The following is a 14,809-nucleotide window of genomic DNA, read 5'->3' on the forward strand; positions in this document are numbered from 1 at the left end:
TAGGCTAATTATAGCTCAAAGTTATAACTAAATTTTAAGCCAATAGTACGGGGTGCTGTTGTGTAGTGGCCATATACACGTTGTAACTCAGGTAACTCTTTGTTTAGCTCAGCATATTGAGACTGTCCTGCCCATGACTTATCACGGCGTACAGAGGTAAATGCATACTTATCAAAAAGGTTATCGATGTATAAGGTTGCTGACCACATATCGCCTGTAATTTTTGCTGATAAATTGCTAAGAGCGTAACCTGGCAGTATTTCACCGTCGGCTTTTAAACCTACTTTTGTGATTACATCGCTTTGGGCTGTAATCCCGTAGTTTACGCTAAGTAACTTATCACCGAGGATGTCTTGCTCATAACGCAGACCAAATGAAAACTGATGTTCAGGTGCTCCCGGTAAACGGTCTCCTTTTGCGCCGTCATAGTAGCTTTGATAGTGTGCAAGTTTGTCATCAAGAACACCAAATAAATAAGGTGTATCTTCAGTTAGCTCTGCTTTAGCGTACGCGTAGGTTGCATAAGCAGCCCATCTGTCGCCGATCATGGCACGGGTAGACAGTTCAACACCTTTTGAGTTGGCAGAGCCTGCATTTGACGTGATAAGTTCTTGGCCGTTAACAGTACTGCTGCCGACTTGCGCATCTTTCCAATCAACGTTGAACAGCGCGGCATTAAAGTGCAAGCGATTACGCAACCACGATGATTTAAAACCAAGCTCGTAGTTAACGGTGGTATCCGGTTTATAATCTTCTTCGTTTGGAAGTGCACAAACAATTTGTTGCTCTGGTAATACGTCTGGGCATGGTGCAATCCCATTACCACCACCAATACGGAAACCTTCACTGACGGTAAAGTAAGCAAGAATACCATTATCAAACGTGTAATTAGCATTAAACTTAAATAAGTTACCACTATCGCTTGCACTGACATTTTCCATTACTAGGTTATCAAGTGAATCAAAGTCGCCTGAATATAGAGGTGTTGCAGAGCCCGACGTAGTCGATACGTCATATTCATAAAAACGCGCACCTAAAGTGACATCAAACTGATCAGTGATGCTGTAGCCAATTTCACCGAAAATAGCTTTTTCAGTGGTTTCACTATCTGAAATGAGAATGTATTCAAGATCTTCTTCTACATTTAAAATGCCACCCCCCCAGTACTCAGTAAGACCCGGCGTATACTCGCGGTCATCAGAGTGGCTTTCTAGTTTGTTGTAGAAACCGCCGACAATCCAGTTGAGGTTACTACTGCTGTTTGATACGAGGCGCAGCTCTTGAGTGAAATTATCGCGCTCTGATGTATCGTGCGTGTAACCAACAAATGCAGGGAAATCAGCATAGCCAGACCAAATATCGTAGAGTAGGTCTGTTTGGTCTCGTTGGCCCGACTGCTCGTAGCTTGACCAGCCAGATGCTGAAACAAGTTCAGCAAAACCAAGATCTGCTTTTATTTCTAAGCTTAATAAATCGTTTTCTTCTTCACCAGGTTCAAGCACTCGCGCGACATTGTCGTATTTACCTGATACGCCTTGCAAAGCACTGCTATCAGCCAACGAGCCGTATTGCGATGTTGAGTTGCCGCCATTTTCTTGTTTTTGATAGAAGTAGTTAAGCGTTGCATCAACTGTTTCTGTTGCTAACCAACGCAGTGATAAGCGGGCAGTGGTAATTTGCTCATCGTTCACGTCACTGACGCTTTTAAGGTTCGCATTAACGTCGCTACTGTCGCTAAAGTCAGGATTTGGGTTAGACACACCCGGCTCTTTAACCACGTGGGTGTAATCAATGTAACCTGGGTTATCGTAATAGTTCAAGCTGGCACGTAATGCGAGTTTATCGTCAATGAGTGGGGTGTTAAATACCACACCAAACTCACCGCCAGTGCCATCACTTTCATTCATGCTGAATACATCACCGGTTACTTTACCTTCAGTGATATCAAGTTCTGGCTGCTTTAATAAATAGCGAATTGCGCCACCTAAAGTACCTGCACCATACAGGGTGCCCTGCGGACCAATGAGGACCTCTACACGGTCAACATCAGTTAAACGCAAATCGATGCTGAGCGGTATTTCACCAACATAAGTTGCAACAGTGCCACTGTCAGAAATACGGTCTGAGGTATTTGTATTAAGACCACGTACAATGATCGGAGACCCTTCACGACCACCTTGGTCAGAAATTGTTAAACCGGGTACCCAGCGTGCAACATCTTCAAGATCGCCAATATTCTGATCGCTAATTACATCACCATTTAAAGCGGTGATATTAAGTGGCGCATCTTGTACTGAACCTGCTCGTCGCGTTGCAGTGATTTGAATAGTTTCAATTGATTTATCAAGTTCAACAGTATCATCAGCAGCGAGTGCGATGTTGCTATTGATTAAAACCGCAGAAATTGCACTGGCAAGTAGAGCAGGCTTAAAGGTATTCATGTTTGATTCCGATAAAGTTACAGTAAAATTATGCTTAAAAAACACACTAAGTTAATAGTTTAAGCAATAAATAAGGGATATTAAGTGAATTTATATCCAATTATAATGTATTTTTATTCTTGTGGTCATGCGTTATTTGCAATTAAATGCAAAATAATTGAATAAATACTCTACTTTACTGTTATTTATCGGTAAATGGGCAGTGAGTGCAGCCATTGGAACAGCAATGACCACGCTTTAAAAAGAACCAGCGGCTAAATACCATGTAGTTGTTCTGCATTGTGTAATCGAGATTTTCTATTAAGTTTCCATGATGCGAAAAGGGTTTTGCAAAAGCCAATTGCTGTGCAAGGGGCTGTTCATATAGCGTAGATAAAAATAGATTTATCTTTTTAATTGTACAATCACGGCATAAACAGGATGTTGCGGCGTCATCAAGTGGTAAAATAGCAGGTAACTCATTACACCAGCATGCGTTTATATCGTCGGCACGACATGTCAGTGTCGCATTACACTGTGAGCAACTAAGGATGGTCATTGGCTAGAAGTAATTTTTTGATATTAATAGGTAAGCATAGCAAATGGATAAATTAGACGCACTAAGTCAGTTTGCGAGTTTTGGTAAGAAACGCGAGCAAGCTGTGGCTGTAATCGTTAATACCGCAGATGATCAAGGCGCTATATATACACTAACAAAAGCAACTTTTTGTAATGTACTAGAGCGTGTGATCAGCAATGAAATTGATATTGATGAGTTAGAATTATGGGCGAGTGTTTTAGAGTCACGCCAAGATATCGATGAAAGTGCTGTTGAAGGGGCTATTTTTGCGTTGAGTAATGCTGAGCAAATGGGCGAGCTGAATAAAGAGACGCTGATTACGTTATTAGCACTTATTAAGTAACTTTTGTTGGCCCTGTGATTGCACAACCGGGAGTGAGTAATAAAAAACCGTGCTGCTTTAACAAACACGGTTTTATTATTTTTAATAGCTGTCGCTACTTATGATAACTCAAGCAAGTTTCTACTTCGTTTTTGGAACCTAAAATCACCGCGACACGTTGGTGAATGGCATTAGGTTGGATATCCATAATGCGCTCAGTGCCGGTAGAAGCAATACCGCCAGCTTGTTCAATTAACATTGCCATAGGGTTTGCTTCGTATAGTAAACGTAATTTGTTTGGTTTATTGGGATCTTTTGTGTCAGTAGGGTAAGTAAAAATCCCCCCTCGACATAACACGCGGTGAACATCTCCGACCATTGCGGCAATCCAGCGCATGTTAAAGTTGCGTCCACGAGGACCTGTATCACCAGCAATCAAGTCAGTAATGTAGTTTTGCATAGCCGGTTGCCAATGACGTTGGTTAGAGGCGTTAATTGCAAACTCACTGGTCTCTTCAGGGATACTGGCAAAGTCTTCTGTTAATAAAAAGGTACCGTGTGTTTTATCTAACGTAAAAAAGCGAGTGCCTTTACCCGTTGTTAATGCCAGTACTGTCGATGGGCCATATAAAACATAACCAGCCGCGACTTGGTTTTTACCTGGTTGCATGAAAATACTTTGGTCAGCTGGGTCTGCACCTTCAGGGGCTTCCATTATTGAAAAAATAGTACCAACTAAGGAGTTTATGTCGGTATTTGATGAACCATCTAGCGGGTCAAACGCCACAATATACTTTGCGTCCGGATTCCCTGCTACAGTGAAATCTTCTTCTTCAGAAGCGATGGCTTTTACGTAGCCCGATTCTAATAAGATATCTTTTAAAAGCTGGTTGGTAAGGACATCAAGCTTCTTTTGTGTTTCACCTTGAATATTTTCATCAAGAGTTGACCCTAATACGCCAGAAAGGGCGCCTTGGCCAACACGGAATGAAATTTCTTTACATGCCGCAAGAACCGTTCTGATCAATGAAATCAGTTCTCGTGGGCAGCCATCTTCTAACAATACCGGTGGGAGTCTACGCATTCTATTTTCCTGATAACGTTGTAGCTAGACATTTTTTAGTGTGAGAGAGAATGTCTTAGCAAGCGCTGAATTTCGTCTTAAATAGCTGTTTTTTATCGGCGATACTTTATACTGCCTAATACCTGTACAGTATTTAAAACGCGAATAACAAAGATAAGATTATGCAAAAAATACCATTACTACGATACCTGCTCTTAGCTGTGTTACTTACTATGATAACCCAAGCACACGCAGCAATTAAGTCTATAAATGATTTTACTGAAAAAATGACACATTTTTCAGGTTACTTTTCCTTTTATTACGACACTGAAAACGGCAAAGTCTATGTTGAGGTAGATAAACTCACGCAGCCGTTTTTATTACAACAAAGCTTGCCGTATGGCGTTGGCTCGAATGATATTGGTCTAGACCGAGGGCAACTTGGCAATACCCACCTTGTGCAGTTCGAGCGTTTTGGCGATAAAGTCATGTTACGTGCACTCAATACGTATTATCGCGCTAACACTACCAATGTCGCTGAACAACAAAGTATAAAAGAGGCATTCGCGTCAAGTATTCTTGCCGGCTTTGATGTTGTCGCCCAATCCGATTCTGCCACCCTCATTGATTACACTCCTTACTTATTAAGTGATGTGCATGGCGTTACTCGCAGCTTAGCAGCTCGGGGGCAGGGTAGTTTTAATGTAGACGCCAATCGAAGTGCGGTGTATTTAACGCGCTCAAACGCATTCCCAGAAAATACTGAGCTTGAAGCGGTTTTAACCTTTCAAGGTAGCAACCCTGGTAAGTATGTTCGTCAAGTTAGTGCGCACCCTTATGCGCTGACAGTGCACATGCATCACTCTTTAATTAAATTACCCGATGACAACTACACGCCGCGTAAATTCCATCCGCAGGCTGGTTTTTGGAGTATTGAACATAAAGATTATGCGGCACCACTGGATGAAACCATGTATGTGCGTTATATCCCGCGTCACCGTTTAGCTAAAAAAGATCCAAGCTTACCAGTTAGTGAGCCCGTTGAGCCGATTGTGTATTATTTAGATCCAGGTGTGCCTGAGCCAGTGAAAACAGCACTGATAGATGGGGCTAAATGGTGGAACGATGCTTTCACAGCAGCAGGCTACAAAAATGCCTTTATTGTGAAGGTGCTGCCTGATGATGCTGACCCTATGGATGTGCGCTACAACGTGATTCAATGGGTGCATAGAGCAACCCGAGGATGGTCATATGGCAGTTCAGTGATTGACCCACGTACGGGTGAAATTATTAAAGGCCACGTGACTCTTGGTTCATTGCGTGTACGTCAAGATATCTTACTAGCAGAAGCATTAGCTGCCCCGTATTTAGAAGGGAATGAAGTGGCAACGCGTTTACATGCGATGGCGCTTGACCGTATTCGCCAACTCAGTGCGCACGAAGTAGGGCACACTCTGGGTATTTCTCACAACTTTGCAGCGTCTGTTGCCGACAGAGCCTCTGTCATGGATTACCCGCATCCTTTATTAAGTTTTAATGAGCACGGTAAATTGGATGTTAGTCGCGGCTATGCATCTGGGATGGGCGTTTGGGATACTCAAGTCGTTAAATATGGCTACAGTGATTTTAGCAATCAAGATGAAACAAAGCAGCTTGCTGCTATTCTTGCCGAAAACAAAAGTAAAGGTCTTGAGTTCATCTCAGACAGTGATGCTCGGGCACAAGGTGGGGCACACCCTACGGGACATCTTTGGGATAATGGCAGTTCGCCCAGTGATGAATTAGTGCGTGTACTTGCTGTGCGCAAACAAGCACTCGCTAGTTTTGGTATTCATAATATTAAAACGGGTACTGCATTGTCGCAGTTAGAGGAAATGTTAGTGCCGTTATATTTGTTCCACCGCTATCAAGTTGAAGCTGCAGTAAAGCTCGTAGCTGGCGTAAACTACGAATATGAAGTACGAAATGGCTCACAACCTAAAGGTGCACAGGTGGTTGCAAAACAAACGCAACAATTAGCCGTTAATGCGCTTCTTGAAACGCTTAAGGCTGATAATCTTGTCTTGCCTGAATCGATATTATCGCTTATTCCGCCAAAAGCGTACGGAGAGTCAAAATCACGTGAGAGTATTGTTGGTCGTACAGGACTGACCCTTGATGCAATGGCACTTCCCGAAGTGGCGGCGACACATAGTTTAAGCTTACTGTTTAATAGTCAACGTGTTAACCGTTTGGCACAACAACACGCCAGAAGCGATGCGTTTTATGGGTTAGATGCGTTATTAGCACAAACGTATCAGCAAATTTTTGAGCAAAAAATGGATGACGGCCTAGCGGGTAAAATAACTCAGCGTGTACAACTGTTAACGGCAAAGCAGTTCGCTGATTTAGTTGCCAGTGATGAGGTTGATCCTGAGGTGCAAGCGCAGTTTCGTTATTACTTGGCAAAGCTTGCAAAAAGTTATCAGCAAGAGTCAATGCTAGGCAGTGCCTCGGTAGGGAACAGTGCATTTAAGCAATTTTTGAGCGAGCAGGTGTCGCAATTTTTAGACACGGGGAAATGGCCGGATAACTTTAAAGCATTACCCATGCCTCCGGGCTCGCCAATTTAACTTATTAGTCTAAAAAGTAAAACGCCAAGCCTTACCATGGATGAACGTTTAAGCTATTGTGAAAGCGACGTTAGGCCTTGGCGTTTTACTTGCATAAAATTGGATATTTGCTAATCTAGCGGCCTCTCTTTTTTGTCTTTTTGGGGTGTATATGGCGTTACTCTCTCGCTCGTTATTGGCAGCGGCCATTGCATTCTCTAGCTTTTCTAGTTATGCCTCGTTAGAAAAAAAACAATGTGAGGTCGAGCTAAGTCATGGCTTAATTATTACTGACGATGTCATTCGTATTGTTGATAAAGGCCAAACTCGTGTGCAAATTAATAATAATAACCAGCTGTTTATTCGTGGTTATTGGGTTGATTTAAATCCAGAAGAAACCAAAGTTGTTGAGCAATTTAGTCTTGGTATCCGAGATACGGTGCCAGAATTAGTTGAACTGGCCACTGACGGTGTGAATTTAGGGTTGAGCGCAATTGAACAAGTTGTTGAAGGGATGTCTGATAAAGAGCCTGAAGTATTAAAAACTCAACTACAATATGTAGAACGCGCGTTGATGGATAAATTTAAGCGCGGTGATGACTTTTTCTTTATTGCTCCGCAATCATTATCGAAAATTGATGATTTCTTTACCAAAGAGATCAGTCAAAAAATTCACTCAGCGGTGCATGGTTCATTAGGCGCTATTTTAGTTTCGTTAGGGGATGCCTTTAAATCTCGCGAAGGGAATATTGAAGACCGCATCAACGACATGGGACAGCGTATGGATATTATATCTAAAGAAATAGATAAGTCCCTCCAAAAGAAAGCAGAGCAACTTGAAATGAAAGCCTCTGAGTATTGTGAGTGTTTGAACTCGTTAGATGTTACCGAGTCACGGTTGCAAAAAATAGTACCAGGGATGGCTGACTTTGATTTGGTACAGATTAAATCCTAGTACAGTTAAGGCCTTAGTTAGGTAATCAATAATAAAAAGCCCAGTTGTTTACTGGGCTTTTTAGTGTCATGTACTGTGTTGTTTTAAATGTGCTGACACATTGAGAACTCATTATGACAAATGCACATAAATAACACGTTAAGTGTACTCATTAGCTAAACTTAGCTGTTTCGGTTTCTAAGTTTGTGGTGAGGCCTTTAATTAAATCAGTCGCAGTGTGTGCTTGATTTGATACATTGGCTGTTTGTGCTGCGGTATCAGAGATGGTCACAATACGTTTTGCTGTATCTTCACCTGCATCTAGCTGCTCCTTCGCTGCAATTGCAATTTGGTGACTCATTTGAGCAATGGCACTAAGCGAGCTGGCGACGCGATTAAGTGCTTCGTTCGCTTTAGTCGACTTTTCTACCGTTTGTTCACTGGTTGCAATACTTAACGACACGGATGATTTAGCGTCTTGCGTTGCTGATTGCAGTTTCCCAATCATATTACGTATTTCTTCGGTACTGGTTTGAGTACGCTGCGCAAGACCACGCACTTCATCGGCGACAACGGCAAAACCACGACCTTGCTCCCCCGCTCGGGCGGCTTCAATGGCTGCATTCAAAGCAAGTAAATTTGTTTGCTCAGCAATACCTTGAATAACGCTAAGTACGTTAGCGATATTATTTACCTCATCATCAAGTACTTGAATGTTATTGCCCGCATTGTCAATTTGCTTCTCTAACAGGGCAATGGTTTCGGCTGCTTCGTTGGTTAAATGGCTGGCACTTTGCCCTTGATTCTCAGCTTCTTGGACTGAATAAGCGGCTTGCTCAGCATGCTCAACGACGGTTTGCGCTGAGGCGGTTAATTCGGTAATTGCAGAGGCGACTATCTGCGTTTCCTCATTTAAGCTGCGAGTAAGTCTATCAAGTTCAATTGAACGTGATTCATTGTCAACACTTTGATTTTGTAAGCTGTCGGTCACGTCTTTAATACCGCCAACAACGCCTCGCAAACCTTGTTGCATATAATGCATTGCGGCAATAATGCTTTCACTAGGAGCATCTTGGCGAATAGGCGAATGTAAATTACCACGCGATACGTTTTTAACAATGCCAATTACTTCATCAATTTCACCGCCTAAAGCATTGGTGAGTGATGAGCCAAACCGAGCGATAGCAAACGTGAGAGCTATCGCAATGAGCATTGATAAAGCGAGCAACCATTTTGCGGTGCTCCAGTAGCGCTCATCAACTTCTTTTGCGCTGATACCAGTACCAACATACCAACCGAACAGAGGTGTTTTTTGCACGACAGAGGTTAAGTCGACGGTTTCACCGTCACGGACAGAGTCCCAATGATAAGTAATAATTTTATTGGTAGTATTACCCACCAGTTTTTCAACCATGCGACCAATACTGTTACCACTGGCATCTTTAAAGTCATTAAAGCTCGTACCATGCAACTCGGGATCATGCGGAGTAGCAACAAAATCAAGGTTGTTGTCGACCACATACACGTATTCAGAGTCGTGATATTTATTTTCTCTAAGTACTTGGATTGCGAGTTTTTTGGCTTGTGCTTCTTCAAGTTGACCGTTTTTAACCATCAACTCAAATTGTTCTACAATGTTGGTAGTACTTTTCATTAGTTGGTTTATGCGAGCGATATTGTCGCTTTCACTGGCATGACGTAATGATTGCAAACCTAGTAAAGCTATCGCTGATAACGCGATAAAAATAGCGATAGCAAAAAAGGTGATTTTTGTTTTTAAAGCTAGTCCTGATAACACAGTCAGCCTCCTTTATTATTTCCCCTTTAATCTTCTACCATGTTTATCAGCATTAATTAAGAAAAAATGACAGCGTTATCATGATTTTTACTCAAGTCCCTATTTAGAGTATCAATTCAGCGTCTGTTAGCGGACGATATTCACCACTCTTTAAGTTTTCATCAAGGTGAATGTCGCCTATTTTTTCACGATGCAATTCAACGACTTTATTGCCAACAGCGGCAAGCATTCGCTTAACTTGATGGTACTTACCTTCGCAGATTGATAAACGTAAACTGTAACTCGCAAGTTGCTCAACAATGGCTGGGCGAGTTAACTCTTTTTCGTTATGTAATTGCACACCTTGCTGCAGAGCTAAAATAGCATCTTCATCGATAGGCTCTTGTGTTTCAACTAAGTACGTTTTGAATTTATTGTGTTTAGGAGCCGTAATTTTGTGTGACCAATCGCCATCGTTAGTGATGATAACAAGACCTGTCGTATCGATATCTAAGCGTCCGGCAACATGAAAATCACTCATGTTTGGTTCGTCTAATAAATCAAACACAGTTGGGTGTAAGTCATCTTTATTTGCGCATACATAGCCTGAGGGCTTATTGAGCATAAAGTAGCGTTTACCTAAAAATACTAACGGTTCGCCTTGCCAACGTACATCGTCTTCTTGAGTTATTGAATAATCAAACGAGGTGATCACCTCACCATTAACGCTAGCGTACTTACGCTTTATACCCGCTCTGGTTTTACTGCGAGGTAACTCTGCAATATGGCTGATAAATTTATCTAAACGGCATGGAAATTTCATTGGGATCACATTTTTAGTCGGCTACAATGGCGGCGAGTATAGCGGATACTAGTGACCTATGACAGTACAGCAAGGACAAATTTTACAGTACTACAATGCGCAAATAGAGCAGGGAGTCTTAAGTGATGATGTTGCTCAGCGTAATGCCATTACTGCGCTTGATAGTTTAGCCTTTGAGCTAACAGCGCCAACACCTTTCTGGAAAAGACGAAAGCCAATTAAAGGCCTTTATCTGCACGGCCCAGTTGGACGCGGTAAGTCGATGCTGATGGATGTGTTTTTTCATCATGTCGATATCAAAGAAAAAGTGCGGTTGCACTTTCACCATTTTATGAAGCAAGTGCATGCACGTTTGGGAGAATTACAAGGACAAAAAAATCCGCTGTCTGTTATAGCCAAAGAGTGGGCCGCGCGAATTAAACTACTTTGTTTTGATGAATTTTTTGTCTCTGATATTGGCGATGCAATGATTTTAGCAGGGCTTTTTGAAGCGCTATTCGAGCATCAAGTTGTACTGGTTGCCACCTCAAATTGTCAGCCTGAGAGGCTATATTGGAATGGCCTACAACGTGCACGTTTTTTACCGACTATTGATTTATTACAACAACATTGCTGTGTGATGAGTATTGCGGGCGAGACTGATCATCGGCTTCGCTTTGGAAAACAAAATAAACACTTTGTTATCAATAATGATGAAGCAATAAAAGAGCGCTTTTATGCGCAAGAGCAAGCAATTACTGAGAATCAGGCTATAACGGTTCACAATCGAAGTATTTGCTTCGTGCTAAAGGCAAAAGAAGCCATTATGTTTGATTTTATGGCGCTGTGCTCAGGAGCACGCAGTACGGCTGATTATATCTATTTAGCTGAGCAGTTTAAACGAGTGTATTTGCTTAACGTCCCCGTTATGGGACGAGGTGCGACAGGTAAGCAGATAGTACACGGTATTGAAGACAGTTATCAGCGTGAGAAACAAGATTTACAAGAACATTTTTTAGATGATGAAGCGCGGCGTTTTATTGCTTTAGTGGATGAATTTTATGATAGAAATAGGCTGTTGATTATATCAGCCGAGGGGAGCATAAGTGAGTTGTATCAAGGCCACAAGTTAGCATTTGAATACGCCCGAGCAGAATCACGCCTTATTGAGGTACAAACATGGTGAAAAAAGACGAAGCCATCATGCTTCGCCTTTACCAGGGATTGCTTGGGAGCATTAAAATATTTTTTTAGAAGCTATATTGCGCTCCAATAAACATATAGCGGCCTTTACCACCACCCCAATCAGAGTTGAAGTTACCTGTTCCATGTGGGAAAAACGCCCCATTGTTATCAAAGATGTTGTTAATACCACCTGATAAACGTAATTCGCTGTTATTATCTAGTTCCATAGTGTATGAAGCTGCTAAGTTGTGTTTTATAAATGAGCCAAACTTTTGAAATGCAAGTGGCTCAGGGTTACTAATACAATCAGCTGATTCATTTGCACACTTTTCAGTATTTTTGGCAATCGCTTTTTCGTAATCTCGATCTAGCTGTTCATCTTCTCGGAAGCTTCCTTGGAACTGAGAGCTCCAACGAATACGTAAGTTTTCATTGCTCCACGAAAGCGAGAATGCAGCTTTATCTTTACCTCGTCCATAGCCAACATAGTTGGTTGTTACGAAATCACCATCTTCACCTAAAAATGTTTGAGAGTGTTCAATGATATGGTTGTAATCAAGTTTGACTGCGATATTACCCATGTCATCTAGGTCAAAGTTATAGGTAGCTACAACGTCATAACCGCGAGTTCTAATTTCATCAAGGTTATATTCACGCTGCTGTATCTTATTGATTTGTCCATCACTACCGCGGGTAATATCATTACAAAATGGGTTAGTCGTACCATAGCCAGTATTTGATGCGTAGCATTGATATAGAATATTCTCATTACTTATTTCATCAATTGCATCCTCAATTGCGATATCGTAATAATCAACCGCTAAATTGAAGTCTTTTAAACTCTCTGGTGAATAAGTGAAGCCAGCAGTATAAGTATCTGCGGTTTCTTCTTTTATATTACTGTTACCAGATGATGGAGAATAACCGCTGTTGTCATCATCAAGTTCAAAACTAGCATCCTCTGTAATTAGAGCTGCGATAGCTGGATCTAGACGACAGTTATTGTGACCTATATCGTCAGAAGTTGCTGTCACCCCATCACAGATGTCTTTGTATGAATCGTAATCACCACGTTCAGGTGACATGAATTCGGTAATTGTAGGAGCGCGTTGAGCTCGTGCATAATTTGCACGTAAAGCGAGTGTATCAACAGGTTTCCAAAATAACCCTAACTTATAACTAGCAACAGTGCCTACTTCGTCAATGTCGTAGTTAGAGATACGTATTGATGTTTCAGCGTCTAAACTTTTTGCTAAAGGAGCATCACGTAAAAGGGGAATACCAAACTCTGCGAAGGCCTCAACTACATCAATTTCACCGTAAAATTCTGGCATGTAGTTATAAGTAATACCGCCCGTTTGCATGTCTGTAGATGTTTTAATGTCTTGCGAATCTCTACGGTATTCACCACCAAAAACAGACGACACATAACCCGCTGGTAATTCGAATAAATCACCACTAATGTAACCCATTAAGGTAAGTTGTTCATTGGTTGTTTCAAGTACTGGTGTCGAGCGGATCCAGTCAGCCATTTCAGGTGTGATAGAGCCTTCACCAAATAAATTAACAGCCACACAACCTTCATCACGTGCATCACTGTCAGCACATTGAATAGTGCCATCATTTAGCTTTTCAGCATCAAGGGCTTGTGCTAAACGTACTAAGCTAAGTTCATTGGCGCGTACTTGTTTTTGCTTGTATCGACCATAACCTACAGAAACATCCCAATCCCACATTTCATCAAACATAGTGCCTTGTAAGCCCGCCCATGTTCGAATTGTCTCGCGGTTATTGTCAGTGCTAATATTACCCACTTCATTGAATCTTCGGTCCCAATATATACGGTCTTTATACGGGTCGCTATCGATAATTCTTTGCGGTACGTAAGGGTTATCAATAGGAATATAACCAGCTGAGAATGGTTCTGCTTCACCAGTCGTTGGGTTAATATAAACGACCTCACTGCCTTCTGATGTGTCTTCTGGTGATTTGTTATTAAATGAACCACTTTTACTAAATTGCACTTGCGCATATGCAGTAGTGCTATCATTGATATCAAAATCAGCTTTTAGAGCAAGTGATAAGTTATCACTCGGTACGTTTAACATTACATACTGAGCTGAGTTGATGCCGTATAATTCTTCGTTTCCAGCCCAATCATCACGTAAATTTGTACCGTCATACCAAAACTGCGTATCATTCTTTGAGCTTTCTAAGAAAACACCGCCAGGAAGACCGTCACTTCTATCTCGCCAGTCAGCACGTGTGGTATCGCGCATACATTGGTCGCCCGTAGTTGTGCCAACACCATTACATAGTTCATCTTCGTTATAGAATACGTCGGCTTCCATCTGGGCACGCTTTCTATCGTAGTAACTAATACCAAAATCGCGGTCCCAGTTTGCACTGACATACATATAACCACGATCTTCTGCAAATGAACTGCCGTAGTTTGCATCTATGGTAAAGGTTTTACCTCCACCTTCATCAGTGCGGCCAGTTTTAGCCGAAAAATCAAAGCCTTCTTTTTTCGACTGGGTAATAATATTAACTACACCGGCTACGGCATCAGCGCCATAAGTAGCAGAGGCACCACCACTAATGATTTCAACACGTTCAACCATACCACTCGGGATAGTGTTAAGGCTTACATAGTTACCACTGTAACTATTTGCTACAACACGACGACCATCTATTAGGGTAAGAGTTCTATTAGCACCTAGATTACGAAGTTCAACAGTTGATAAACCTGTATTAGAGTTATTTGATTGGCTAGTTGTGTTACCAATATCTATACCTAAACCGGGCATATTATCCACAAGTATATCTGATAAATTAGATAAACCAGTGTCTTCAATCGCCGCTTTGTCCATCGTTACTAAGGGGGTTGTTACAGAAAAACTATCACGCTTTAAGCGCGAACCAGTAACAATGATTTGCTCAACGTCTTCTTTGGCTTCGGGTTTAACATTAACAGAGTTCGTTGTTTGTTGACGGTCAATTTTAACTTCTTCAGCTTCATTTGCATAAGCTTGCTGGCATAAAGCGCTCGTTACAGCAAGCGCGATAGCACACGGTTTGATTAGTTGATTTCTCACGGGTGTTCCTACTTATGTTGTGTTTATTTTTAGTTCT

At 41.7% G+C, this 14,809-nt stretch carries 10 protein-coding genes; 4 read left to right on the forward strand and 6 right to left on the reverse strand.

Features of this window, described 5'->3' with window-relative positions:
• Window positions 1–8 precede the first annotated feature (8 nt).
• The gene (locus H3302_RS02560; protein WP_065978137.1) at window positions 9–2,441 is read right to left on the reverse strand and encodes a TonB-dependent receptor; all 2,433 of its coding nucleotides are present in this window, start codon (window positions 2,439–2,441) and stop codon (window positions 9–11) included.
• Window positions 2,442–2,622: 181 nt separating this feature from the next.
• Window positions 2,623–2,979 (reverse strand): DUF5522 domain-containing protein, encoded by a 357-nt coding sequence (locus H3302_RS02565; RefSeq protein ID WP_074988837.1) that lies wholly within the window; start codon window positions 2,977–2,979, stop codon window positions 2,623–2,625.
• Between the two features lie 43 nt (window positions 2,980–3,022).
• Between H3302_RS02565 and H3302_RS02570 the strand changes: the two genes are divergently transcribed.
• A complete protein-coding gene (locus tag H3302_RS02570) occupies window positions 3,023–3,343 on the forward strand; it encodes a hypothetical protein (RefSeq protein ID WP_182396117.1) in 321 nt (106 codons plus the stop codon).
• 94 nt (window positions 3,344–3,437) lie between these two features.
• Here the strand turns inward: H3302_RS02570 and H3302_RS02575 are convergent, their stop codons facing one another.
• Window positions 3,438–4,406 carry a class 1 fructose-bisphosphatase gene (locus H3302_RS02575; RefSeq protein ID WP_036971090.1) on the reverse strand — a complete coding sequence of 323 codons (969 nt, stop codon included), beginning with the start codon at window positions 4,404–4,406 and terminating at the stop codon, window positions 3,438–3,440.
• A gap of 161 nt (window positions 4,407–4,567) precedes the next feature.
• On the opposite strand from H3302_RS02575, the gene H3302_RS02580 reads away from it, so the two are divergent.
• A complete protein-coding gene (locus H3302_RS02580) occupies window positions 4,568–6,997 on the forward strand; it encodes a zinc-dependent metalloprotease (protein WP_182396118.1) in 2,430 nt (809 codons plus the stop codon).
• Window positions 6,998–7,148: 151 nt separating this feature from the next.
• The gene (locus H3302_RS02585; protein WP_036971085.1) at window positions 7,149–7,931 is read left to right on the forward strand and encodes a YggN family protein; all 783 of its coding nucleotides are present in this window, start codon (window positions 7,149–7,151) and stop codon (window positions 7,929–7,931) included.
• A 151-nt stretch (window positions 7,932–8,082) separates the two neighbouring features.
• On the opposite strand, the gene H3302_RS02590 is transcribed toward H3302_RS02585, so the two are convergent.
• Together H3302_RS02590 and rsuA are read right to left on the reverse strand one after the other, a co-directional pair.
• Complete coding sequence (locus H3302_RS02590; protein WP_036971082.1) at window positions 8,083–9,708, reverse strand: methyl-accepting chemotaxis protein; 1,626 nt, start codon at window positions 9,706–9,708, stop codon at window positions 8,083–8,085.
• Window positions 9,709–9,811: 103 nt separating this feature from the next.
• Entirely contained in the window at window positions 9,812–10,510 is a 699-nt protein-coding gene (gene rsuA / locus H3302_RS02595; RefSeq protein ID WP_036971079.1) for a 16S rRNA pseudouridine(516) synthase RsuA, read from the reverse strand.
• A gap of 58 nt (window positions 10,511–10,568) precedes the next feature.
• Between rsuA and zapE the strand changes: the two genes are divergently transcribed.
• Window positions 10,569–11,675, forward strand: coding sequence for a cell division protein ZapE (zapE, locus tag H3302_RS02600; protein ID WP_182396119.1), 1,107 nt, complete (start codon window positions 10,569–10,571; stop codon window positions 11,673–11,675).
• Window positions 11,676–11,739: 64 nt separating this feature from the next.
• On the opposite strand, the gene H3302_RS02605 is transcribed toward zapE, so the two are convergent.
• Window positions 11,740–14,772, reverse strand: coding sequence for a TonB-dependent siderophore receptor (locus tag H3302_RS02605; protein WP_036971073.1), 3,033 nt, complete (start codon window positions 14,770–14,772; stop codon window positions 11,740–11,742).
• Between the last annotated feature and the right edge of the window lie 37 nt (window positions 14,773–14,809).

The organism is Pseudoalteromonas sp. MT33b, from assembly GCF_014117385.1.
GTDB lineage: Bacteria > Pseudomonadota > Gammaproteobacteria > Enterobacterales > Alteromonadaceae > Pseudoalteromonas > Pseudoalteromonas lipolytica.